The following is a 21,963-nucleotide window of genomic DNA, read 5'->3' on the forward strand; positions in this document are numbered from 1 at the left end:
TTAGATATGCAGGTAAGTAAAATGACACAAACAGAACTCTTCAAAACCGCTCAGCTGGGCCCATACACCCTCAAGAACCGTATCGTTCTACCGCCACTGACACGTTCGCGCAGCTCCCAACCCGGCAACATTGCGAACGACCTCATGGCCACCTATTACCGTCAGCGCAGCGGTGCTGGCTTCATGGTGACCGAGGGCACCCAGATCGAACCCCGAGGACAGGGTTACGCCTGGACACCCGGCATTCATAGCCCAGAACAGATACAAGGCTGGCGTAAGGTCACCGACGCTGTTCACGCCGAGGGGGGGGTGATCTTTGCTCAACTTTGGCATGTAGGCCGCGTGTCGCACACATCACTACAGCCCGGTGGTGAAGCACCCGTCGCGCCATCAGCCATCCGCGCGGACAACGTCAAGGTGTTCATCGAAACTGGCCCCGGCACGGGTGCCCTAGCCGACCCATCGACCCCACGTGCCCTGTCCACCAAGGAGGTAAAGGAACTGGTTAAGCTCTACGCCCAAGCAGCCCGAAATGCTTTGGACGCAGGTTTTGACGGGGTGGAGCTTCACTGCGCGAACGGGTACCTGGTAAACCAGTTCATTTCGGCCCATACCAACCAGCGTGATGATGAATATGGCGGCTCGCTGCAGAACCGTCTTCGCTTCCTGCGCGAAATCACCCTGGCCGTTGCTGGTGTCGTCGGCAAGGAGCGCATGGGCGTTCGCTTCGCCCCGCTGTTCGCGACCACAGACGAAGACCGCGTGTACCTAGGCCTGGTCGAAGAAGATCCGCACCAAACCTACATCGAGGCCGTGAAGATCCTCGAGGAAGTGGGCATTGCCTACCTGTCGCTCGCCGAAGCCGATTGGGAAAACGCACCCGAGCTGCCTGAGACGTTCCGCGAAGATGTTCGTAAGACCTTCAGCGGCAAGATTCTCTATGCCGGGAAGTACACCGCTGAACGAGGAAATCGCGTGATCAAAGCTGGCTGGGGCGACCTGATCGCTTTTGGTCGCCCCTTCATTGCGAACCCCGACCTGCCCGCTCGTATCGCCAACAACTGGCCGCTTAACCCAGTTGATCCAAGCAGCATGTACGGCGGTACCGATAAGGGCTACACCGACTACCCGACTTACAAATCCTAAACGCTCAATGCCACGCCCCATAACTCAGGGGCGTGGCTCAGCGTTTGCTGACCGAGGAAGTTAAGCATGTACCAACCGAGCACGATCCCCTACCAAGAGCATAGGGGATTCAAACGAACCTTCAGGCAGGGTCATCTAAGCCTTGGGCTGTTCTTTCCCCTAGAGGCTTTCGAAGGTGATACACCGAGCATGCTAGATCAGGTCGCTCTGGCCAAACGTGCAGAGGCTCTTGGTTTTTCGGCGCTTTGGTTTCGCGACGTCCCACTCAGGGACCCAAGCTTCGGCGATGTCGGCCAGGTCTTCGACCCTTGGGTGTACCTGGGCTACATGGCCGCTCATACAACAAAAATCGCACTAGGTACCGCCTCCATCGCCCTTACTTTGCGTAATCCCTTGCACACGGCAAAGGCCGCAGCGAGCATTGATCAGTTGAGCGGAGGTCGCTTGCTCCTGGGAGTAGCCTCTGGCGATCGTCCCGTGGAGTTTCCCGCATTCAGCATTGATCCCGAAAAGCGTGGCGAGACCTTTCAAGAAAACTGTGATGTGATACGTCAAGCTCATCGAACACACTTCGAGCCCATTCGCTGGAGTGGAGGCGAGTTGTTGGGGGCCGATCTCATTCCCAAACCCACGACCCGTGAAATACCGCTATTCGTAACTGGACACAGCCGCCAGTCGCTCGATTGGATCGCGCGCGAAAGCCATGGATGGATCAACTATCCACGCCCACCGAAAATACAGCGACTGATCGTGGAGGATTGGCGACAGGAAATATTGAAACAGTGTGGTCCCACCTACAAGCCGTTCTTGCAGTCGCTTTATATCGACCTTGACGAACACCCGTCCACGCCGCCCTCGCATATCCATCTTGGATTCCGCCTGGGACGTGACCACCTTCGGGCCTTACTGGATACGCTTGAGGAAATCGGTGTGGACCACGTCATCCTGAACCTCAAGTACGGTAAACGCCCCGCAGCAGAGGTTATCGAGGAACTTGGCAAGCACATCATCCCGCACTTCGACACATAGACGTCCGATAGCCCGACCTGATAGGGCAATAGGATTTCAGTCCAGAGCAGCCAGTCTTTGTGACAGGCGGGCGCGCAGAGGTCACGGAGACGCCTTCCAATTTTCTACGCGAACTAGGAAAATATCTAAATATCGCAAAAAACAGGTATAGAAAAATCTATGACCATTGATGTCAACGAAGCCCTTAAAGCATTGGCGAACCCGATGCGCCTTGCCATCCTTAATTGGCTCAAGGATCCCAGGACAAACTTTCCCGAGCAGGAGGTAGACCCAGAGACGGTAGGTGTGTGCGTCAGTATTATCCAGGAACGCACGGGCCTCTCGCAGTCCACCACATCGCTTTACCTCACAGCTTTGCAGCGCGCGCAATTAGTGACATCACAGCGGATCGGCCCCTGGACCTACTACAAACGCCACGACGAAAATATCGATGCCTTCTTCAAGGCGCTGCAAGAAAAGATCTAGGGGTGAAGCAATCCTGCGGCGACTCAGTAGACCACCCGCACAATTACACCCCCATTAAGCAGTCGCTCGTCGCTAGATCGATAATCCGGGCTTAGTACTTCTAAGCCTCCACTTCGATCACGGCTGGCTTTAACACGCTGCTCCCCCATTCAGATCGAGCGCCTAGAAACGCGAAAACATCCGTGCCTGATGCAGTCGCCCCCCTTGATGATGACATCCGGGGCTGGACTACATAGACACGCCTGGCGCGTAGCACGGCGCGCTCCCAGTTGATCGAGAAGTAAGCTGCAAGGGTACGGATATATCCATACCCGCAGGCACATAAAACTATATATTGACATATATGAATATTGCAAATAACCTAACCTCGAAAACCACCTCAGGCTCCCCAGGAGGTACTCCATGAAAAATTCTGCTAAGCGATTGTCAGAACTTCATTGCAATAAAATTTTGGAAAAAGGTGCAACGATATGAAAGCGATTGTTTTACGCGCCCCCGGTGGCTTGGACCGTCTAGAACTACATAACCTTCCTGATCCTGGTAAGCCAGGACCAGGCCAGATCCGCGTCGCACTGCATGCATCTTCACTTAACTTCCACGATCTACTAGTCGCGAATGGAAACATTAATACAGCCGATAGACGCATCCTCATGTCCGACGGCGCTGGCGTAGTCGAAGCTGTTGGTGAAGCAGTTAGCGAATTTAAGGTCGGCGATCACGTAGTTTCCTGCTTCTTTCCGCAATGGCAGGATGGATTACCTTTCGACGCTGTCGGAAACTTCCGGGGAACGCCCGGTGACGGCATCGATGGCTACGCCACCGAGTACACGGTACGACCGGCCAGTTATTTCACATTGGCTCCTCAGGGTTGGTCTCATGCTGAAGCGTCAACAATTACAACTGCAGGGCTAACAGCGTGGCGCGCACTAGTGACTGATGGCCAGCTCAAAGCGGGCGCATCCGTACTCATACTTGGTACTGGAGGTGTCTCAGTGGCTGCCATACAGATCGCCAAAGCTATGGGAGCACGTGTAATCAATACATCCTCCTCTGATAAAAAACTCGAACGCACACGACTCCTTGGCGTAGATGAGCTAATCAACTATCGGCAAACCCCTGAGTGGGGCGAGAAGGTTTTAGCACTAACAGGTGGGTACGGTGTTGATCACGTAGTTGAAGTCGGCGGCCCTGGTACTCTCGCACAGTCGATAAAATCTGTTCGTGTTGGAGGTCATATTGCTTTGATCGGTGTACTTACCGGACGAGAAGGTGAAATTCCAACCATGGAGCTTATGGCAAAGCAAGCGCGTATTCAGGGGCTGATTGTAGGAAGTCGTCGCCTACAACAAGAGTACATAACAGCGCTGGAGCAAAATAATATTCGCCCGATTATCGACCGGAGTTTCACATTAGAACAACTGGCAGATGCTTTCCGCTTCCAAGAAAGCGGTAACCACTTTGGAAAAATCGTCATAGAATGGTAGTAAACCTACTAAAGCAGTCTCTTAATAGAGTCGCTAAACAATTCTTCTAAAAGTTGCTAGCCACGCTATCAGCACAAATCAACTCCACATATAAACCTGTCCAAATAACATCAAGACGCAGTACCTACAGGTACACTGAAGCAATCATGTATTTGTGGCTAATTTCAGCCTGCGAATATTTTTAAAGTAGCAAATCATTTGATTGAAACCAGAGCACTTACATCCTTCTTTAGTTACAAAAATATATTTCCGTAAGCGTCGGCCAGCTACGAAGGCTAACCGATCACCTGATACTGCAACGACTTACAAGTCAACCCTAGAGGATTATCCCAATGTCGATTCAAACTGTTGTTTACCGTGCCTATGCCGAAACTTTCGGTGGCCGTGACGGCCATACTATCTCCTCCGATGGCGCACTCGATGTCGCCCTGGCTACTCCGAAAGAACTCGGAGGTGCCGGCGGCAAAGGTACCAACCCAGAGCAGCTGTTTGCGGCGGGCTACTCGGCCTGCTTTATCGGCGCAATGAAGTTCGTTGCCGGTCGCGACAAGCTGGCTATGCCTGCAGATGCATCGGTTGAAGGAGTCATCGGCATCGGCGCTATCCCTGACGGTTTTGGCATCGAAGCTGAACTGCGCATCAGCTTGCCAGGCATGGACCGCGAGCAAGCACAGACTTTGATCGACCGCGCACACATCGTTTGCCCTTACTCCAACGCTACTCGCGGCAATATCGACGTCACCCTGACGCTGATCGACTAGCCACTACTCATTCGGCCGCTGCCAGCCAGCGGCCGACCCAAGGGGGCTGAACATTAACTTCAAACTGAGTCGGCCCTAGTTATCTGAGGGTCCACTATTGGCCGTACTATGCCTGTCGTCGCAGGCCGCAGTGGGTCGAAATGACGTCTCAGGTCGTGACTTCGTTGAACTCAAAATCCCTAGTCATCCCGATTTTGGTATCCCAGACCTTCGCGTCAGGATACTTCGTGGATGCAGCTATCATTGGGCTTTTCAAACATGAGCATGAACCTTGTTTGATGAGGTCGCGGTGGGTTTGAATCGCCGCTAGTCACACGCCGCTATCCCTCTGTATTTTTAGATGCCCATGCATTCTGTTGAAAACCCGCATCAGCGGGCTTTCTTATGACAGTCAGTAGCCGGTGAGAATGTTAATGATCACGCCAGTGCCGACGACAACCAGCACATAATCGCCGTTGATGCGCAACCAACGATGGTTCTTCGGTGGAGCAGGCAAGTGGCGCGACCGCCAGTCCGTCACCCAGTAACGATCGGCGCGATAAGTTTTAGCGACGACGTGGCCACGTTTCCACTGGGAATGAGGCACGGGCATGCCGGGCTGTGGACGGAAGCCCGGGTCACGATAGCTCTGTTTTTTGTCCGGCCCATTGTACTTCTGTTGATTACTCTGATGCTGGTGGTCCTGCGGCGTTCCGGGGTGAGCAAAGCTGGCCAAGGGAGCGCTGAACATAAGCGCGGCGCAGATCACTGAAAGTGTCTTTTTCATCTGGTGATGGTCCTGTATCTGTGAGTGATCGGCAAAACGTTGTCGATGTCGGATGCGATGGAGTTATCAAATCACAGTTTCAGGGGTGTAAACCTCAGGCTAAGGTAAAGGTCCGGTAAAGGTATGTAAGGACGACCTTCACACCGATATCTGCCTGTCACCATAGACCGCTTCTGGCACGTTTCTGCCGATCATGGTTACAAAGGCTGCTGGTCAAATCCGATGCAATCGGTGGTCAGGGCGAATGCAACCGGGTGGTCAAGCGGGGTACAATTTCGCACTGAGGGCAGGTCGCGCTGTATAACGCCGGGTTAATCCTGGCTTAACCGCCGACTGCGATGCTCTGCGCCTAAATATGCAAAGGCGTGGTTATCGATGCGGGCGTTCCTGTTATTTTTTCTACTCTGGATTGGCTTGCTGCAGCCGGTTCAGGCCTCCAGTTTTTCCGCTAAGCCAGTGATGCTGGGCAGCACTCAACAGGTCGATTTTCTCCCCGTAGAGCAGGCGTTTACGCTTAACGTCGAGCCGCAGAGCAATGGTGAAACCCTGCTGCGCTGGGATATTGCGCCCGGCTATTACCTCTATCAGCAGCGTATGCAGTTCAGCGGATTGCCTGCAGATGCTGCGCCTGAGCTGCCAGCGGGGCTGCCCTACAGCGATGAATTCTTTGGCGACTCGCAAATCTATCGCGAGCACCTAGAACTGACGCTCCCTGCCGGGATTGACGGCAGCATTCAGCTTGGCTGGCAAGGGTGTGCGGATGCCGGGCTGTGCTACCCACCACAGACTCAGCAGCTTGATCTGTCCGGTGCCGGCGGGCTGAGCCAGCCCGGCACGGACCTGGCGCAGGACCAGGCCTTGGCGGGCGGTTTGCAATCCCAGCGCCTGGTGTTGAGTCTGTTGCTGTTCTTTGGGCTGGGCCTGCTGCTGGCCTTCGCCCCATGTTCGTTGCCGATGCTGCCGATTCTCGCGGGCATTGTTGTGGGCAGCGGCGCGTCACCACGACGTGGCTTGGCGCTGGCCTCGGTGTATGTGGTGAGCATGGCGCTGGTGTATGCCGCGCTGGGCGTGGTGGCTGCGTTGATGGGGGCTAACTTGCAGGGGCTGCTGCAACAACCCTGGCTGTTGGCCAGCTTCGCCGCGCTGTTTGTGTTGCTGGCCTTGCCGATGTTTGGTCTGTTTGAACTGCAGTTGCCGGCAGCCCTGCGTGATCGCCTGGAGAGTGCCGGGCGCAAGCAGCAAGGCGGCAGCCTGGTCGGTGCGGGCATGCTCGGTGTGTGCTCCGGCCTGTTGGTCGGGCCATGCATGACCGCACCGCTGGCTGCTGCACTGTTGTATATCGGGCAAAGTGGCGACGCGCTGCATGGCGGCCTGGTGTTATTCGTCTTGGGCCTGGGCATTGGTACGCCGCTGCTGGTGTTGGTAACCCTCGGCAATCGCTTCCTGCCCAAGCCTGGTGCGTGGATGAATCGGGTCAAGGTGCTGTTTGGCTTCCTCTTTCTGCTCACTGCGCTGCTGGTTATCCGGCCGTTGCTGGCGGAGCCGACCTGGCTCGGCCTGTGGGGCGCGTTGTTGATTCTGCTGGCCAGTGCGCTGCTGCACTTGGCGCGGCAACTTCGCCAACACGCCAGCGTGGCCAAGGCCATTGGCGCCTTGCTGGGTATTTGGGGGCTGGCGATGGTGCTGGGAGCGGCGGGCGGTGCCAGCGACCCCATGCAGCCGCTCAAGGTGTATGCCGGCAGCAGCGTTGTATCCGCGTCGAATGCACAGCACTTTGTCGGCATAAATGAGCCGGCCGCGCTGGAGCGGGAGCTGGCCGCCGCCAAAGCCCAAGGCCAGTGGGTGCTGATTGATTACTACGCCGACTGGTGCGTGTCGTGCAAAGTCATGGAGAAAACCGTGTTTGCTAATCCGCAAGTGCAGGCCAGCCTGCAAGGCGTTCGCCTGTTGCGTCCCGACGTGACAGCGAACAACGCAGCCAGCCGTGCGCTGCTCGCACGATTTCAGGTGCTGGGCCCACCAACATTGTTGTGGCTTGGCCCTGACGGTGAGGAGCGCCGCTCACAGCGCATGACTGGCGCGGTGAATACCGAGCAATTTCTACAGATATGGGCGACCACCCAGGAGCGCGGCTGATGCTAACGGTGAATGTTGGTCCCCTGGCACTCAGCACCGCCCATGTGCTGTTGATGATCAGCCTGTTGCTGGCGACGTTTACCGGCTGGTACGTCGGCCGGCGCAGTGCAGTTAACCCGGAAAAGCAGCTGTTTCGTTTGTTACTGGTGGCCCTGCTGGTCGCGCGTCTGGCGTTTGTTGCGGCGTACTTCGAGCACTACCGCGAGCAACCCTGGCAGGCGCTGAACGTCCGTGACGGTGGCTTTATTGCCTGGCCTGGCGTGCTGGCCGCTCTGCTGTTGGGTGCTTGGCAGGCCTGGCGCACCCAGGCCATCAGAAAATCCTTGGCCTGCGCATTGGCCGTAGGGGTATTCAGCTGGGGCCTGGGCAGCCTGACGTTGTATGGGCTTGAGCAGGGCACTGTGCTGCCATCGTTGTCCTTCAGGGACAGCAATGGCAGCACAGTGGCGCTGCACGACTATCTCGGCAAACCGCTGGTGGTCAACCTCTGGGCCACCTGGTGCCCGCCGTGCCGCCGGGAAATGCCGGTGTTGGCCGAGGCGCAACGCAATCATCCCGAGCTGACCATCCTGTTCGTCAACCAAGGTGAAGGCCAGGCTGAGGTCAACCAATACCTGGGCGCTGAAGCCCTCGACTTGCACAACGTATTACTCGACAGCGGCGGCCGTTTGGGCCAGCACGTCGGCTCCATGGCGTTGCCCAGTACCCTGTTTTACGACGCCGAGGGTCGCCAGGTTGGCAGCCACTTGGGCGAATTGTCTCGCGCCAGCCTGGCTCGCGCGCTTGAAGTACTGAAGAAGGAACAATAATCATGCTGCGACCTAGCCACCTGGCTGCACTGCTCTCGACTCTCTTGGTGATACCCCTGGCGCAGGCCGAGGAATGGCCGGCCGCGATCAAGGCGATCGAGGCGCGAGGTGCCGAAATTATTCAGCGCTTTGACGCGCCCAGCGGCCTGCAGGGGTATGCCGCGCGCTTTAACGGCCAGGGCGTGGCCCTGTACCTGACGGCCGATGGTCAGCACGTGCTGGTCGGCAGCCTGCTTAACGCTCAAGGTGAAGACCTCTCCCGTGAGCCGCTGGACCGACTGGTATACGGCCCGCAGGGTAAGGAGATGCTGATCAAGCTGGAAAACAGCAGCTGGATCAGCGACGGCAAGACCAGCGCGCCGCGTATTGTTTATGTGTTTTCCGACCCCAACTGCCCGTACTGCAACCTGTTCTGGAAACAAGCGCGGCCTTGGGTCGAGGCCGGTGATGTGCAGGTGCGCCATGTGCTGGTGGGCATGTTGCGCCAAGACAGCGCGGCCAAAGCCGCCGCATTGCTCAGCGCCAGTGATCCCCAGGCGGCGCTGCATGAGCATGAGTCCGCCGGAAAAGCCAGTAAGTTGCAAGGGCTGAAAAAGATCCCAGACGCCATCCAGCAACAACTCGACCATAACCTTGGCCTGATGGCTGAAATGGGCGCCTCGGCTACGCCGGCGATTTTCTATAAAGATGAAAGCGGTCAGCTACGCCAGCAACTCGGCGCACCGAGCCCCGAGGTACTGAAACAGATCATGGGGCCGCGCTCCTAAGCTCACTTTAGGTCAATGGGGCAGAGGGGATATGGCGCTGAATCGCCAGCTGTTTGAAGGCCGGTCGCGTGGTGAGCGAGGTCGCAGTAGGCAGACATTCTCTGGCAATCGCGATGCCGCGGCTTAAAAGCTTGGCATTGCACGAGCACATGCACATCACCTTTACTTAAACATGCCCCTCCGTGTCGGCTACCATCGGCACAGCCGATTATGGCAGACGCGTGCACAAAGGCGGTGCCCATTGACCGAATTGATTCCACTGGCTGACTACGCAGCGCCGGCGATGCCGACTGAGCATGCCGTGCGCAAGGCGTTGGACAAGCTGAAGAAGAGGCTGCTCGGCGATGACGAAGAGTCAATGCTGCAGCAGGAGGGGCTCGAGCGGACTTCGCTGAAAGGCCTCGACGAGGTGTGTTTCAACCCTAATGGCTTCTTCCGTGATGCGCTTGACGAGCATCTGGCCCCTTGGCTGACGGCCGAAGTGACCGGTTCGTGGCTTAAGCTGCTGATTGTGCCCTCGTGTGGCCCGCAGGGGCTTGCCGAAGACTGGGCCGAGGCTGCTGGGCACCAAGTGCTTGCGCCGCCTCAGCGCCAGCAACTGCTGGCGGGCTACGACGTCGTACCAAACTTGCATGGCAGCGGTCTGTTGGTGATACCGCACCTTGAACACTGGTTTATCCGCCAGCGTCATGGCCTGCACATGGTCCGCGCCTTGCTGGCTCAACTGGCGAAGCTGGAGCGGCGCTGTTTGATCTGCTGCAATCCCTGGGCCTGGCGCTTTTTGGTCAAGGCGGTGGGAGCCAATCTCTCGTTACCCAGCCCTTACACCTTGGCTGCTACCGATGCGGCAAGCCTGCAAGCCTGGTTCGAGACGATTGCCGTGGATGATGACGGCAAGCGCATTACCTTTCGCCTGGCAAAATCCGGCTATGACGTGCTGGCGAGCGGCGACAGCGGCAAATTACACAACACCCACCTGCAACAGTTAGCGGCGCGCAGTGGCGGCATTCCTTGGGTGGCTGCGCACCTGTGGCGGGCGAGTTTAAACGTCAGGCGCAGCCCCGACGCCGACCTGCCAGAGCGTGCCCGCCGTGCGACCGGAAACGACGAGCGCACGTTGTGGATCATCAGCGTGGATGACGGCCGTTTGCCACAGGGCCACGAGGATCGATCGTTATTGGTGCTGCAGGCATTACTGATTCATGGCTCGTTAACCGCCGCAGAGCTGAGCAAGGTGCTCCCTGCAACCGGTGAGCCGGATGTGCTGCCAGCACTGTTATCGGCCGGAATCATTGAGTGCGAGGCGGCTTTGTTCCGCGTTCGCGCGATCGCCTATCCCGCCGTGCGCCAGGCTTTGCGCTCGGCCGGTTTTCCATCGGGAGGGCTATAAATATGGCCGCTGTGCATGAAAATCAGCAGAAAACCGCCCAGCTTATTTACGACCTGCAGGACATCAGCTTTACCAAGATCGGCTTAATCCTATTTGGCACCTGGCTTGTCGTGTTGATCGCCCGCAGGTTGCTGCCGTACCTCGCTGAGCGCGGGCCGAGCCAGTTACGCCTGTATCTGCTCGGCGGCGTGCCCATCATCCGTATGTTGATGCTGGTGGTCGCGATTCTGTGGGTCATTCCGATCGTCTTCAACATCACCTTCCAGAACTTTCTGGTCATCTCTGGTGCGCTGGGCGTAGCCGTCGGCTTTGCCTTTAAAGACTATGTCAGCAGCCTGATTGCCGGCATGGTGGCTATTTTCGAGCGACCTTATCGCCCCGGCGACTGGGTTGAGATTGACGGTGATTACGGCGAAGTGCGCACGGTGGGTATGCGTGCGATTGAAATTTGCACGGCGGACGACAACGTTATCCATGTGCCGCACGACAAAATCTGGAAAAGCAACATCTCCAACGCCAACGACGGCTCCCACACGTTGATGTGCGTGACCTCGTTCTACGTCGCCCCTGACCATGACCCTGCCATGGTGCGCGCTGTGCTGCGCGACGTGGCCATGACCAGTGCGTACCTCGAATATGACAAGCCGGTGTTGGTGATGCTGAGCCAGACCCCGCTGGCAACGCACTACCAGCTAAAGGCCTATCCGTTTGACCTGCGCGACCAGTTTGAATTTGTCAGCGACCTGACCATCCGCGGCAAGCATGCCCTCGCAGACGCTGGTGTCACTGAGGTGCAAGCGATATCCAGCCTCACCGGTTGAAGCCAAGCCGCGCTCCACGCGGCGAGCGAGCAATAACGCGCATCGCTAGTCGCCGTCCAGCCGCTCGCCTGGCTTCTCTCGGCGCTTTTCTTTATTCTGGTGGCCCGCAAAAAAAGCTTGAGTAATCAATATGTTGGAAAAAAATCTGAGTCAGTTGGAACAGCTTGTCAGCGAGTTGGTGCAAGAGAACAAAGCGCTGCAGGCAGCGAACCAGCAGATTCGCAACGAATTGGCCCAACTCAAGGACGAGAATGACGCGCTGCAAATCAGCGCGCTGGAGCAAGACGAGCTGCACAGCAGCACTGCTGCACGTATTCAAGCATTGGTTGAGTTGGCCAGCGGCAGTGGCAGTGCGGCGCCGAGTCCTGCCCAAGCATGAGCCTCGCAGGGGACACGGTCACGGTCATTTCCATTCTCGGCAATGACTACAGCATCAAGGCGCCTGCCGGAAAACAGCAGGCCTTGAGCGACTCAGTACGGCTGCTCAAGGAACGCCTGGTGGAGAGCAAGGTGGGCGCACCCGCGCTGATTGGTGAGCGCTTGCTGGTCCTCACGGCGCTAAAGCTGTGCGCCGAGCAGGTCGAGCAAGAGCAGCGCCATCGTCAGGAGGTGCAGCGCCTTGAAGAGCAGGTGAGCCAGCGCCTTGCAGGTATTGCCAGCCTGATCCCGCGATAAGTCCTTCGCTCCGGGCTCGGCGTCTATGTGCGCAACGCCGGACCGACTGGTGGCAGTAGCGTGATGCTATCGGTACGGCACAGCGAGGGCGTTGGAGGAGGGCGCGGAGTGTGATGCCTTCGCCAGCAAGCCCAGGTGGCTGCGTTAGATGTCCTTGCCCAGCCTCTGCCCTCGCCATTCTTGCCGCGCTACATCGCGCACTGGGCGGCGTAAACCAGCTCAGCTTGAACCAGGTCGAATCCGCCTTTGGGCTCCGCCACCTCTGGATGGGGCGATCCTGCAGCTGTTGCCGGCCGGCATTTCAGCCACCAGCACCAGTTCGCCACGTGCGGTTTATTGACCTTGAACGAAAGACGCTCGCTCGCGTCCAGTTTGCTTGCCTTTAGCATCTGCAAAGGTAAGGATCGAGCGTGGCCATGCGCTTGGCTGGGGGCGTCTAGGCGTCTGCATGCTGCCATGTGGAACGATCTTCTGAATGAGTCGCTATTCACGATCAGGTTAAGGTTCGCGCTGACTTTTCAAGGGGTTAACGTTAGGCACAGCCAGACAAATGCGCTGATGAAATAAGCCGGCGGTGCTGCAGCTATTCGCTGCAAAGTACAGCGCTAGACAGCTGTTAATCCAACGCAGTGGTAATACAAAAATAAGGAAGTGCAATTATGTTGGGCAATTTCGGACTGTTTTTCGGTCTTGCGTTACTGATCTGGATGGCTTTGCGCGGCATTAATATTTTAATTGCGGCGCTGCTGTGTTCGCTGGTTATCGCCCTCACCAACGACCTGGCGATCCCGAAAACCTTACTCGAGTATTTTCCCTTCGGCCCGTTGGGCGCTTTCTCCTTCGCTGGCAAGTTTTTTGTGCTGTTCCTCTGTGGTGCGATCTTCGGCAAGGTGATGGCCGCCAGCCAGGCGGCCAGCAGCATTGCCCAGGCCATTACGCGCAGCTTGGGCATTCAACGCACGCTGTGGGTGACGGTGGCGGTCTGCGCTTTGCTGACCTATGGCGGCGTAGTGGTGTTTGTGGTGATTTTCACCATGTACCCACTGGGCATCACCCTGATGCGCGAGGCCAACCTGCCCAAGCGGCTGTTTTGTGCTGCGGCTGCACTGGGCTCGGGCACTTTTACCATGACGGCACTGCCGGGCTCGCCGTCGATCCACAACGTGATCGCCTCCAACGCCTTGGGTACCGACCTGTTTGCCGGTGCCTGGATTGGCCTGCTGGCCAGTGTGGTGATGATCAGCCTCGGTATGCTGTATATGCAGCGTGAGTGGCGGATGGCCCGCGACCGCGGTGAAGGCTTCGAGGCCAATGCGCAGGATTTGCGCATGGAGCAGATGGCCGGTGAGCCTGGCTCCGGACCACATTGGGGGATGGCGCTGCTGCCGATTGGGGTGGTGCTGGGCGTGATCATGCTGCCGCGCGTGCTGCTGCTTGGTGGGGGCGGCGTAGGTGAGGGCATGCTCAGTCAGCTGCTGAGCTTCAGCCAAAGCCAGCCGATCATCTGGCCGAGTTTGGCTCTGGTGATCGCTACGCTTACAGCCATCGTGCTGTTTCCGGCGTTGCGGCGTAATACCTTCGCGCTGCTTGGGCAGGGGGCTGACGACTCGATCATGCCGCTGCTTAATACCGCTGCGGTTATCGGCTTCGGCAGCGTTGTCACACAGACGGCGGGATTCAGCCACTTCGTGACCTGGGTGCTGTCGGTGGACTTGCCGCCGCTGCTGTCCATTGTCGCCTCGGTCAGTGTGGTGTCAGGCATTGTCGGCTCCTCCTCCGGCGGGCTGCAGATCTTTATGCAGACCCTGGCACCCAAGTACCTGGACATGGGTGTGGAGCCAGAAATCCTCCACCGGATCGCCAACATAGCTGCGGGCGGCCTGGACTCGTTGCCCCATTGCGGCGCTGTAATTGCCATGCTGATGATCATGGGCCTGAACCACAAGCAGGCTTACAAGGACATCTTTGTCGTGACGGTGTTGATTCCGGTGATTGCGGTGTTTGTCTGCATCGGCGTATTGGGCCTGATGGCCAGCTGATAACTCTGCAGCGACGGCTATAGCTGTCGCTGCAGTAGGCCATTACCGATATCAGCTGCTTCGTCGCGCCTGCGGCATTGCTTATGGCATCTGCTCCGTATTTTTCCTCGGCAACTGCAACTGTTTCGCTCTCCGGGCCGCGGGCATAGTGTGGCCGGCGCTGACGTTGAGGTCGCCGGTATAGCTCTGCGAGCGGTGTCGCCGTTCGGGCGAGGCTGTGTGGTGGTTGCGAGCATTGGCAAGTTGGGTGACCAGCTCAGCTAGGCGCGCCCGTGGGTTTTTGCTGCGTTTGCGCAGGCGCGGGTCAGTCCAGCGCGGCTGCGGCCAACGAACTACCCCGGCATGGGTGTGGTATATGGGCGCTCGGCGATTGAGCCGCGCCGCTGTTGCGCCATTGTAATTAAGGAGTTTTCCATGGTGTTGAAAGGGCTGACCTGGCTGGTCCTGTTGCAAATCGTTGGTAGCCTGATCAGTGAGTTAGTGCTGCCTGTGCTGCCCGCCAGCGTGATCGGGCTGCTGCTGTTATTTGCCTACTTGATCCTGTGTGGCGAGGTCAGCGAGCCGCTGAGCCAGGCCACCAGCACCCTGTTGCAGTACCTGCCGCTGCTGTTCGTGGTGCCTGCTGCCGGCATCATGGTGGCCAGCGATGAGCTGCTCGCCGACCTGCCGGCGATCATGGCGGCGTTGTGCCTGTCGTTGCTGGTCACGGTGCCGTTGTGTGGCTGGATGATGCAGCGCCTGGCCCGGCGTGTGGAGCAGCGCGTGGAGGGCGGTCATGAGTGAGTTTTCCTGGCTGACGGTGGGCCGCTTGGTGGTCGATCATCCGCTGTTCCCGGTGGGGCTGACGCTGCTGGCATTCCAGTTTGCCTTGTGGTTGTACCGGCGCAGTGGCTGGCTGGTGCTGCAGCCGGTGATGGTGTCCATGTTGCTGGTGGTGGGCACGTTGCTGGCTTGTGGCATGGACTACGCCACCTACCGCGCAGGTGCTACACCCATTGCCTTTTTGCTCGGCCCGGTGACCATCGCGCTGGCGGTGCCGTTGTACAACAACATCAAGCGTATTCGCCTGCTGGCCATGCCGGTGCTGCTGACCGTACTGGTCGGCGGTACGCTGACGGTCATGCTGACGCTGTTGATCGCCCACAGCATGGGCGCGCAACTGCCGGTGCTGGCGAGCCTGTCAGGCAAGTCGGTGACCATGCCCATCGCCATGCTGGTGGCCGAGCAGCTCGGCGGCCTGGCGTCCCTGGCTGCGGTGTTCGTCATGTTGACTGGGGTGATCGGTACCGCACTGGGCCCCTGGCTGCTGGGGTTGTTCAAGGTCAGTCACCCGGCGGCGCGTGGCCTGAGTTACGGCATCAACGCGCATGCCATCGGCACGGCGCGGGCGCTGGAAGAGGGTTCGGAGTGTGGCGCCTTTGCCGCGCTGGGCATGAGCCTGCTCGGGGTGATCAGTGCGGTGTTGCTGCCGTTGTTGATGGGCTGGGTGTTGTCCGGCCTTTAACCTGTGGGGGATGCGAGGCGCGGTGTGCGTCTCGCCGGCCTCTAGGGGTCAGCTTATGCGGGCGGCGCGCCATGGCCTGGAGCAAGCGTGGTTTCTTGCAGCAGGGTGTTCGCCACTTCATTCGCCACAAATTCGCGCATATGTTGCATAAAGCTTTCCTGAATCCGCGAAGGGCGGCTCTGCGCTGACATCAGCATGCTGAAGTCCACCTCGACAGCCGGCTCAAACGGCCGAAACACAACGCCAGCGCCGCGATATTCCAGCGCGCTGATGGTGTCTACCAGCGCCACCCCTGCGCCCAGCTCAACGAAGGCGCACATGGATGCCGACAATTGGGTTTCTAGTTGCAACTGCCGGGTAACCCCATGGGCGTCGAAAATGGCATCCAGGTGGTGCCGTGAGCCGACTGCCTGGGGGTAGGAAATAAACGCCTCACCCTCGAGGTCCTCGGGCACTACCACGGATTTCTCCTGCAGGCGGTGGCCACGGGGCAGGGCGCAGAGCATGCTCGAGCGCAGCAAACGCTCACCCCGTGGGCTGGGGTAGGTGTTGGGTTCTGCGATAAAACCCAGATCGCAGCGCTGGCCCACAAGCTGATCGACCACCTCGCGTGAGGGCAATACCAGCAGGCTGATTTGTGCATGCTGATGCTGCTTGGTGAACGCGTGTATGGCCCTGGGCAGAAAGGACAGGCCCATCACTGGCGCACAGGCGATATGCAGCGAGCCGCGCGTCAGGCTGCCAATCTCCTTGGCGGTGCGGGCGATGCGCTCCACCCCCAGCAGCGAGCGCTGCACCTCTTCATACAGCACCAGCGCATCGGGCGTTGGATGCAGCCTGCCTTTGATGCGCTCGAACAATAGAAAACCAATGTCCTCCTCCAGCGCCGCGATCAGCCGCGTCGCGGCAGGCTGGGAGATGTGCAGCATTTCCGCGGCACGGGTCACCGTCTGCCCGAGAATGACTGCGCGGAAGGCCTCAAGCTGTCGTAGGTTCACTGTGGAGTCCATAACAAAAAGACATAGGCTAGCGAAAATAAAGCATTTCTAACCTGCAGGTAAGCCTCCTACCATCGGCTTAATCTAAATAGTGATCTTGAGTCTACTGGGCTCAAGGCCATGGTCACCCTGCAGCAATGGCCGAGACGCACCCTATGCATAAAACACAGACGACAGTCATTGGTGGTGGCCTATTAGGCATGGCCACCGCGTATGGCTTAGCTCGGCTTGGGCAAAAAGTCTGCGTGCTGGATGAAGCTGATACGGCATTTCGCGCCTCGCGCGGTAACTTCGGCTTACTTTGGGTGCAGGGCAAGGGCTACGGCATGGCCGCCTATGCACGCTGGACTCGGCAAGCGGTTGCACTGTGGCCGGAGCTGGCCAGCCTACTGCAGGCGGAAACCGGCATTGACGTGCAGTTGCGCCAGGCTGGCGGTTTCCAGCTGTGTTTATCCGAAGCCGAGCTGGCAGAAGAAGTACGCCGCCTGCAGTGGTTAAAAGAGCAACTCGGCGACTACCCCTATGAAGTACTGCGGGGCGTGCAGCTGAGCCAGCGTCTGCCAGGGGTTGGCCCGGCGGTTGTCGGCGCGTGCTACTCACCGATGGATGGCGATGTGAACCCGCTCAAGCTGCTGCGCGCCCTGCATCAGGCCTGCCAGCTGCGTGGCGTGCACCTGCTCAGTGGCCATAAGGTCATGGGCATCGAGGCCCGTGATAACGACTTTGTCGTGACGGCGGGCGGGCAACAGGTACGCAGTGAACAACTGGTGCTGGCGGCCGGGCTCGGTAATCGCGAGCTGGGCGCGCACCTTGGCCATGCGATACCGCTGCAGCCTAGCCGTGGGCAAATTCTCGTCACCGAGCGAGTCGAGCCTTTCCTTAGCCACCCCACCTCCACTGTACGGCAGACCGACGAGGGCACCGTGCAGTTGGGCGACTCGGCAGAGTCGGTCGGTTTTGATGATGGCACCAGCACCGCGGTCATGGCCGACATCGCTGACCGCGCCGTACGCAGTTTTCCGCGTCTGGGCAATGTTCGCCTGGTCCGCGCCTGGGGCGCACTGCGGGTACTGACCCCGGACGGCTGCCCGATTTACCAGCCATTAAGCAAAGCGCCGGGCGCCTACCTGCTGTCCTGCCACAGCGGCGTCACCCTGGCCGCTATTCATGCGTTGCGCCTGGCGCCCTGGATCGCCGGGAAGCTCGCACTGCCTGAGGTGGCCGCTTTTGCCCTGGACCGCTTCAACTCTGCTCCCGAGGTGCGCCATGCCGGCTGACAGCCTATTTATCCAGCTGCCCACGGACAGCCCCAGCGTGATGATTGAATTTGAAGGCCAGCCACTGGCCGTGCCGCCGGGTATCTCTCTAGCCGCCGCCTTGCTGGCGAGTGGCATTCGCCATACCCGCAGCACGGCGGTCAGCGGTGCACCGCGCGCGCCCTATTGCATGATGGGGGTGTGCTTCGAATGCCTGGTGGAAGTGGACGGCGTGCCCAATTGTCAGGCCTGCATGGTCACGGTCAGCGCCGGCCTCAAGGTCCGTCGCCAGCAGGGCGCGCGGGCGTTGAACGCGCTGGCTGAAGAGGGCGCACACGATGCCATCTGAACGTATCGACCTGCTGATCATCGGGGCCGGCCCTGCCGGCATGAGTGCGGCCGTCGAAGCCCGCCGGCATGGTCTCGAGGTGCTGGTCTTGGACGAACAGCCAAGCCCCGGTGGGCAGATCTACCGCAACATCCGCGAGAGTGATCCGCAGCGGCTGGCGATATTGGGGGATGACTACAGTGCCGGCCGCCGCTTGGCCGATGAATTTATCGCCAGTGGCGCGCGCTATGTGCCCGGCGCGGCCGTCTGGCAAGTCGGCGAGCAGTGTCAGGTGCATTACCTGCTTGAGGGGCGCAGCGTGGTCGTCCAGGCGCGTCGGCTGCTGATCGCCACCGGAGCCTTCGAGCGTCCCATGCCGATACCGGGCTGGACGTTGCCAGGGGTCATGAGCGCCGGTGCCGGGCAGATTCTGCTCAAGAGCGCCGCGCTGCTGCCCGCCGGCCCCGTGGTGCTGGCCGGCTGCGGACCGCTGCTGTATTTACTGGCGGTGCAGTACCTCAAGGCGGGCATTCAACTGTCGGCCCTGGTGGACACCGCCGAGCGCCGCGACATTCTCCAGGCCTGGCGACATATCCCGAAAGCCTTGCTCGGCTGGCGTGACCTGCTCAAAGGCCTGTCGCTGTTGGCGAAACTGCGCCAGGCGAAACTGCCGCATTACCGAGGGGCGCGAGCGCTGCGCATCGAAGGCGCTGAGTGCGCCGAAGCATTCTGCTTCAGCAGTGGCGGTAAGGCTCATCGGTTACCCGCCAACCTGGTTTTGCTGCATCAAGGTGTGGTGCCGAATACCCAGATCAGTTGGTCTTTACGCATGCGCCACCAGTGGAGCGATGCGCAGCTGTGCTGGCGTGCCGATCGCGACCAGTGGGGTGAAACCAGCCTTGCCGGGGTGTTTATCGCCGGCGACGGTGGCGCCATCGGCGGTGCACTGGCAGCGCAGGAGGAAGGTCGGCTGGTGGCCCTGGCGGTAGCCAGTCAGCTGCAACGGCTGGATGGCGCGCGTCGCGACCATCTGGCCCGTGAGCCTCAGCGCGCACTGGCGCGCTGCCTGGCCGCGCGCCCGCTGATCGATGCCCTCTACCGTCCGCAGGCGGAAAACCGCATTCCCCACAACGAGGTGATCGTCTGTCGTTGCGAAGAGGTCACCGCCGGCCAGGTCCGCGCCGATGTCCGCCTCGGTTGCCTCGGCCCCAGCCAGACCAAGACGTTTAACCGGTGCGGCATGGGGCCTTGCCAGGGGCGGTTGTGCGGCCTGAGCGTTACCGAAGTCATCGCTGCGCAGCGCCAGGTGTCGCCGTCTGCGGTTGGCTACTACCGCGTTCGCCCGCCGTTGAAGCCCATCACACTCGCCCAGCTGGCGAGTCAATCCAGTCACGACCTTAGTCCGGAGACGCCATGAGCAGCATCCAACGTATCGACAGCAACGCCAAACTCAGTCGCGTGGTCGTCCATCAGGGCGTGGCCTGGCTCAGCGGCCTGGTCGCCGCCGATTGCAGCCAGGACATTCGTGGCCAGACCCGCCAGGTGCTGGCGCGGCTTGATGAACTGCTCGCCTCGGTTGGCAGCGACAGAACGCGGGTGCTCAGCGCCCAACTATGGATGAAAGACATGAGCGCAGATTTTGCCGCCATGAACGAAGAGTGGAGCGCCTGGTGTGCGGGTGAGACGCCGGCGCGCGCCACCTGCCAGGTGACGTTCGATGATCCCGAGATCCGCCTTGAGCTGATCGTTACTGCAGCCGTCTGAAACTGCTGGCTAAGCCCCGATTTACAACAACAATAGAAGTGGAGCCTCATATGAACCAGAAATTAAGCCTGACCACCCTCGGCCTGACCGGCCTGATTGCCTTTTGCAGCAGCGTCCAGGCCGCAGGTGACAGCCTGCGCCTGGGTATCGAGGCGGCGTATCCGCCTTTTGCTTTCAAAACGGCGGATAACCGTATCCAAGGGTTTGACTACGACATTGGCGAAGCCATCTGCACGGAAATGCAGGTGAAGTGTGAGTGGACCGAGGTCGAATTCGACGGCCTGATCCCCTCGCTCAAGGTGCGCAAGATCGATGCTGCCATCTCCTCCGTGTCGATCACCCCGGACCGCCTCAAATCGGTCGACTTCAGCAACAGCTACTACCGCCTGCCCGCCAAGATTGCGCACCGTAAAGACAGCGGCATCCAGGCCATCCCGGCTGATCTTGCCGGCAAGCGTGTTGGCGTGCAGCGCTCGACCAACTTCGACCGCTACGCCACCGAGTTCTTTGTGCCCGCCGGCGCCGAGATTGTCCGTTATGGCAATCAGAATGAGGTGTTTCTCGACCTGCTGGCCGGTCGCATAGACGTGACCCTTGCCGGCTCGGTAGCGATTGAGGAAGGCTTGCTGAATAAACCTGAGGGCAAGGCCTTCGAGTTTGTCGGCCCGAGCTATACCGATGTCAATTACTTCGGCATGGGCGCCGGTATTGCCGTGCGCAAGAATGACCCGCTGGCTGAGCGAATCAACCAAGCGCTGGCCGCCATTCGCAGCAATGGCACCTACGACAAGATCCGCAGCAAATACTTCTCGTACGACATTTACGGCGAATAAAGCCCATGCAGCTTTCTCCTCTTGAGCATTACGCACTGCAGCGGCTGCTGGTGAATGCAGGCGCATCTTGCCTGGAGTGTGAGCAGGAGCGCTTCCAGGTGCTGGGGCGAGAAAGGAGCAAAGCCGGCTTTTACACCGTTGTCCGCAGCCACAGTGGGTTTGCACAGATACAGCCTCATCAAGAACTCTGCCTGCCGTTTACCCACTATGCCCTGCGTCGCGGTGGCTATTTCGTCTGTTGGACCGAGGACGACACGACATTCTGTCTTGAAGCGGTCGCCAACCAGCAGGACTGGCCTGGCGACCTATCCCCCCTAGATATTCGCTGTACGGGCTAATAAGCGCTGCAGCGACGCGTGTTTTAAGCCGTAGCTGCAGTCAATCTGTTTGACGTGGCGCGGGCGGCTAATGTGCGCGGGCGGCCAGGGAGCGTTATCCTGAACGTCCTTTCTTGCGTTGAAGCCTGACCATGCTGGTTATTTCCAACAGCGTTCATCTCCCGGATGCCGAAATCGAGCTGACAGCTATTCGTGCCCAGGGCGCGGGTGGGCAGAACGTCAACAAAGTCTCCAGTGCCATGCACCTGCGCTTCGACAGCCAGGCTTCCAGCTTGCCGCCGTTCTACAAGGAACGCCTGCTGGCGCTGCGCGACAGCCGGATCACCGCCGAGGGCGTGGTGATCATCAAGGCCCAGCAATACCGCACCCAGGAGCAGAACCGCGCCGATGCTCTGGAACGCTTGGCTGAGCTGATTCGCAACGCTGCTAAAACCGAGAAAGCCCGCCGTCCGACCAAGCCCACCCTGGGTTCGAAAAAGCGCCGTCTGGAAGGAAAGACCAAGCGTGGGGCGATCAAGGCGGGTAGAGGGAAAGTGGACTTCTGAGCCCAGGCCGAGGTGTTAACGCTTCTGGGGCAGTGCGGTGCACTTCGGCACCAGCCTAGCTCCGGCGCGGCTAGGCTGTGTGGCAGGCGAACCTCATCGGTCTGCTGGG

At 59.3% G+C, this 21,963-nt stretch carries 24 protein-coding genes; 22 read left to right on the plus strand and 2 right to left on the minus strand.

Features of this window, described 5'->3' with window-relative positions:
* Positions 1-21: 21 nt before the first annotated feature.
* The 5 genes from Q0V31_RS14575 (at position 22) to Q0V31_RS14595 (ending at position 4,885) form a co-directional block, all read left to right on the plus strand.
* Positions 22-1,146, plus strand: a complete 1,125-nt coding sequence (locus tag Q0V31_RS14575) for an alkene reductase (RefSeq protein ID WP_298188591.1) — start codon at positions 22-24, stop codon at positions 1,144-1,146.
* A 66-nt stretch (positions 1,147-1,212) separates the two neighbouring features.
* Complete coding sequence (locus tag Q0V31_RS14580; RefSeq protein ID WP_298188594.1) at positions 1,213-2,175, plus strand: LLM class oxidoreductase; 963 nt, start codon at positions 1,213-1,215, stop codon at positions 2,173-2,175.
* A 159-nt stretch (positions 2,176-2,334) separates the two neighbouring features.
* Positions 2,335-2,640, plus strand: a complete 306-nt coding sequence (locus tag Q0V31_RS14585; RefSeq protein ID WP_298188597.1) for a helix-turn-helix transcriptional regulator — start codon at positions 2,335-2,337, stop codon at positions 2,638-2,640.
* A gap of 470 nt (positions 2,641-3,110) precedes the next feature.
* Positions 3,111-4,124 carry an NAD(P)-dependent alcohol dehydrogenase gene (locus Q0V31_RS14590; RefSeq protein ID WP_298188600.1) on the plus strand — a complete coding sequence of 338 codons (1,014 nt, stop codon included), beginning with the start codon at positions 3,111-3,113 and terminating at the stop codon, positions 4,122-4,124.
* 332 nt (positions 4,125-4,456) lie between these two features.
* Entirely contained in the window at positions 4,457-4,885 is a 429-nt protein-coding gene (locus Q0V31_RS14595; RefSeq protein ID WP_298188603.1) for an organic hydroperoxide resistance protein, read from the plus strand.
* Positions 4,886-5,276: 391 nt separating this feature from the next.
* On the opposite strand, the gene Q0V31_RS14600 is transcribed toward Q0V31_RS14595, so the two are convergent.
* A complete protein-coding gene (locus Q0V31_RS14600) occupies positions 5,277-5,651 on the minus strand; it encodes an RcnB family protein (RefSeq protein WP_298188605.1) in 375 nt (124 codons plus the stop codon).
* Positions 5,652-6,026: 375 nt separating this feature from the next.
* On the opposite strand from Q0V31_RS14600, the gene dsbD reads away from it, so the two are divergent.
* The 10 genes from dsbD to Q0V31_RS14650 all read left to right on the plus strand — a co-directional run bounded on the left by dsbD (position 6,027) and on the right by Q0V31_RS14650 (position 15,792).
* Complete coding sequence (gene dsbD / locus Q0V31_RS14605) at positions 6,027-7,787, plus strand: protein-disulfide reductase DsbD (RefSeq protein WP_298188607.1); 1,761 nt, start codon at positions 6,027-6,029, stop codon at positions 7,785-7,787.
* Positions 7,787-8,596, plus strand: coding sequence for a TlpA disulfide reductase family protein (locus Q0V31_RS14610; RefSeq protein WP_298188611.1), 810 nt, complete (start codon positions 7,787-7,789; stop codon positions 8,594-8,596). The genes dsbD and Q0V31_RS14610 overlap by 1 nt, the downstream gene beginning before the upstream one ends.
* Positions 8,597-8,598: 2 nt before the next feature.
* A complete protein-coding gene (gene dsbG / locus Q0V31_RS14615; protein WP_298188614.1) occupies positions 8,599-9,363 on the plus strand; it encodes a thiol:disulfide interchange protein DsbG in 765 nt (254 codons plus the stop codon).
* Between the two features lie 241 nt (positions 9,364-9,604).
* Entirely contained in the window at positions 9,605-10,753 is a 1,149-nt protein-coding gene (locus Q0V31_RS14620) for a hypothetical protein (RefSeq protein WP_298188616.1), read from the plus strand.
* 2 nt (positions 10,754-10,755) lie between these two features.
* The gene (locus Q0V31_RS14625) at positions 10,756-11,574 is read left to right on the plus strand and encodes a mechanosensitive ion channel domain-containing protein (protein WP_298188618.1); all 819 of its coding nucleotides are present in this window, start codon (positions 10,756-10,758) and stop codon (positions 11,572-11,574) included.
* A gap of 130 nt (positions 11,575-11,704) precedes the next feature.
* The gene (locus Q0V31_RS14630) at positions 11,705-11,953 is read left to right on the plus strand and encodes a hypothetical protein (RefSeq protein WP_298188621.1); all 249 of its coding nucleotides are present in this window, start codon (positions 11,705-11,707) and stop codon (positions 11,951-11,953) included.
* Positions 11,950-12,249 (plus strand): cell division protein ZapA, encoded by a 300-nt coding sequence (locus tag Q0V31_RS14635; RefSeq protein WP_298188623.1) that lies wholly within the window; start codon positions 11,950-11,952, stop codon positions 12,247-12,249. Before Q0V31_RS14630 ends, Q0V31_RS14635 begins: the two co-directional genes overlap by 4 nt.
* Positions 12,250-12,908: 659 nt before the next feature.
* Positions 12,909-14,288 (plus strand): GntP family permease, encoded by a 1,380-nt coding sequence (locus Q0V31_RS14640; protein WP_298188625.1) that lies wholly within the window; start codon positions 12,909-12,911, stop codon positions 14,286-14,288.
* A 414-nt stretch (positions 14,289-14,702) separates the two neighbouring features.
* The gene (locus tag Q0V31_RS14645; protein WP_298188627.1) at positions 14,703-15,071 is read left to right on the plus strand and encodes a CidA/LrgA family protein; all 369 of its coding nucleotides are present in this window, start codon (positions 14,703-14,705) and stop codon (positions 15,069-15,071) included.
* Positions 15,064-15,792 carry an LrgB family protein gene (locus Q0V31_RS14650; protein ID WP_298188629.1) on the plus strand — a complete coding sequence of 243 codons (729 nt, stop codon included), beginning with the start codon at positions 15,064-15,066 and terminating at the stop codon, positions 15,790-15,792. Before Q0V31_RS14645 ends, Q0V31_RS14650 begins: the two co-directional genes overlap by 8 nt.
* Before the next feature lie 53 nt (positions 15,793-15,845).
* Here the strand turns inward: Q0V31_RS14650 and Q0V31_RS14655 are convergent, their stop codons facing one another.
* Positions 15,846-16,790: a LysR substrate-binding domain-containing protein gene (locus tag Q0V31_RS14655; RefSeq protein ID WP_298188633.1), complete on the minus strand. Its 945-nt coding sequence runs from the start codon at positions 16,788-16,790 to the stop codon at positions 15,846-15,848.
* 155 nt (positions 16,791-16,945) lie between these two features.
* Between Q0V31_RS14655 and Q0V31_RS14660 the strand changes: the two genes are divergently transcribed.
* The 7 genes from Q0V31_RS14660 to arfB all read left to right on the plus strand — a co-directional run bounded on the left by Q0V31_RS14660 (position 16,946) and on the right by arfB (position 21,854).
* Entirely contained in the window at positions 16,946-18,067 is a 1,122-nt protein-coding gene (locus Q0V31_RS14660) for an FAD-dependent oxidoreductase (RefSeq protein ID WP_298188635.1), read from the plus strand.
* A complete protein-coding gene (locus tag Q0V31_RS14665; protein WP_298188637.1) occupies positions 18,057-18,395 on the plus strand; it encodes a (2Fe-2S)-binding protein in 339 nt (112 codons plus the stop codon). The genes Q0V31_RS14660 and Q0V31_RS14665 overlap by 11 nt, the downstream gene beginning before the upstream one ends.
* Positions 18,385-19,791, plus strand: coding sequence for an FAD/NAD(P)-binding oxidoreductase (locus Q0V31_RS14670; protein ID WP_298188639.1), 1,407 nt, complete (start codon positions 18,385-18,387; stop codon positions 19,789-19,791). Before Q0V31_RS14665 ends, Q0V31_RS14670 begins: the two co-directional genes overlap by 11 nt.
* A complete protein-coding gene (locus Q0V31_RS14675; RefSeq protein WP_298188641.1) occupies positions 19,788-20,138 on the plus strand; it encodes a RidA family protein in 351 nt (116 codons plus the stop codon). The genes Q0V31_RS14670 and Q0V31_RS14675 overlap by 4 nt, the downstream gene beginning before the upstream one ends.
* 50 nt (positions 20,139-20,188) lie before the next feature.
* Positions 20,189-20,971 (plus strand): ABC transporter substrate-binding protein, encoded by a 783-nt coding sequence (locus tag Q0V31_RS14680; protein ID WP_298188643.1) that lies wholly within the window; start codon positions 20,189-20,191, stop codon positions 20,969-20,971.
* A gap of 5 nt (positions 20,972-20,976) precedes the next feature.
* Positions 20,977-21,309 (plus strand): hypothetical protein, encoded by a 333-nt coding sequence (locus Q0V31_RS14685; RefSeq protein WP_298188645.1) that lies wholly within the window; start codon positions 20,977-20,979, stop codon positions 21,307-21,309.
* 131 nt (positions 21,310-21,440) lie between these two features.
* The gene (arfB, locus tag Q0V31_RS14690) at positions 21,441-21,854 is read left to right on the plus strand and encodes an alternative ribosome rescue aminoacyl-tRNA hydrolase ArfB (RefSeq protein WP_298188647.1); all 414 of its coding nucleotides are present in this window, start codon (positions 21,441-21,443) and stop codon (positions 21,852-21,854) included.
* Positions 21,855-21,963: the final 109 nt, after the last annotated feature.

Origin of the sequence: uncultured Pseudomonas sp., assembly GCF_943846705.1 — a bacterium.
In the GTDB taxonomy this organism is placed as follows: Bacteria; Pseudomonadota; Gammaproteobacteria; order Pseudomonadales; family Pseudomonadaceae; genus Aquipseudomonas.

What these genes read in the sequence shown, in the direction of transcription:
- Q0V31_RS14575 (WP_298188591.1), top strand. Translation starts at nt 22, where the DNA reads ATGACACAAACAGAACTCTTCAAAACCGCTCAGCTGGGCCCATACACC.
- Q0V31_RS14580 (WP_298188594.1), top strand. Translation starts at nt 1,213, where the DNA reads ATGTACCAACCGAGCACGATCCCCTACCAAGAGCATAGGGGATTCAAA.
- Q0V31_RS14585 (WP_298188597.1), top strand. Translation starts at nt 2,335, where the DNA reads ATGACCATTGATGTCAACGAAGCCCTTAAAGCATTGGCGAACCCGATG.
- Q0V31_RS14590 (WP_298188600.1), top strand. Translation starts at nt 3,111, where the DNA reads ATGAAAGCGATTGTTTTACGCGCCCCCGGTGGCTTGGACCGTCTAGAA.
- Q0V31_RS14595 (WP_298188603.1), top strand. Translation starts at nt 4,457, where the DNA reads ATGTCGATTCAAACTGTTGTTTACCGTGCCTATGCCGAAACTTTCGGT.
- Q0V31_RS14600 (WP_298188605.1), bottom strand. Translation starts at nt 5,651, where the DNA reads ATGAAAAAGACACTTTCAGTGATCTGCGCCGCGCTTATGTTCAGCGCT.
- dsbD (WP_298188607.1), top strand. Translation starts at nt 6,027, where the DNA reads ATGCGGGCGTTCCTGTTATTTTTTCTACTCTGGATTGGCTTGCTGCAG.
- Q0V31_RS14610 (WP_298188611.1), top strand. Translation starts at nt 7,787, where the DNA reads ATGCTAACGGTGAATGTTGGTCCCCTGGCACTCAGCACCGCCCATGTG.
- dsbG (WP_298188614.1), top strand. Translation starts at nt 8,599, where the DNA reads ATGCTGCGACCTAGCCACCTGGCTGCACTGCTCTCGACTCTCTTGGTG.
- Q0V31_RS14625 (WP_298188618.1), top strand. Translation starts at nt 10,756, where the DNA reads ATGGCCGCTGTGCATGAAAATCAGCAGAAAACCGCCCAGCTTATTTAC.
- Q0V31_RS14630 (WP_298188621.1), top strand. Translation starts at nt 11,705, where the DNA reads ATGTTGGAAAAAAATCTGAGTCAGTTGGAACAGCTTGTCAGCGAGTTG.
- Q0V31_RS14635 (WP_298188623.1), top strand. Translation starts at nt 11,950, where the DNA reads ATGAGCCTCGCAGGGGACACGGTCACGGTCATTTCCATTCTCGGCAAT.
- Q0V31_RS14640 (WP_298188625.1), top strand. Translation starts at nt 12,909, where the DNA reads ATGTTGGGCAATTTCGGACTGTTTTTCGGTCTTGCGTTACTGATCTGG.
- Q0V31_RS14645 (WP_298188627.1), top strand. Translation starts at nt 14,703, where the DNA reads ATGGTGTTGAAAGGGCTGACCTGGCTGGTCCTGTTGCAAATCGTTGGT.
- Q0V31_RS14650 (WP_298188629.1), top strand. Translation starts at nt 15,064, where the DNA reads ATGAGTGAGTTTTCCTGGCTGACGGTGGGCCGCTTGGTGGTCGATCAT.
- Q0V31_RS14660 (WP_298188635.1), top strand. Translation starts at nt 16,946, where the DNA reads ATGCATAAAACACAGACGACAGTCATTGGTGGTGGCCTATTAGGCATG.
- Q0V31_RS14665 (WP_298188637.1), top strand. Translation starts at nt 18,057, where the DNA reads ATGCCGGCTGACAGCCTATTTATCCAGCTGCCCACGGACAGCCCCAGC.
- Q0V31_RS14670 (WP_298188639.1), top strand. Translation starts at nt 18,385, where the DNA reads ATGCCATCTGAACGTATCGACCTGCTGATCATCGGGGCCGGCCCTGCC.
- Q0V31_RS14675 (WP_298188641.1), top strand. Translation starts at nt 19,788, where the DNA reads ATGAGCAGCATCCAACGTATCGACAGCAACGCCAAACTCAGTCGCGTG.
- Q0V31_RS14680 (WP_298188643.1), top strand. Translation starts at nt 20,189, where the DNA reads ATGAACCAGAAATTAAGCCTGACCACCCTCGGCCTGACCGGCCTGATT.
- Q0V31_RS14685 (WP_298188645.1), top strand. Translation starts at nt 20,977, where the DNA reads ATGCAGCTTTCTCCTCTTGAGCATTACGCACTGCAGCGGCTGCTGGTG.
- arfB (WP_298188647.1), top strand. Translation starts at nt 21,441, where the DNA reads ATGCTGGTTATTTCCAACAGCGTTCATCTCCCGGATGCCGAAATCGAG.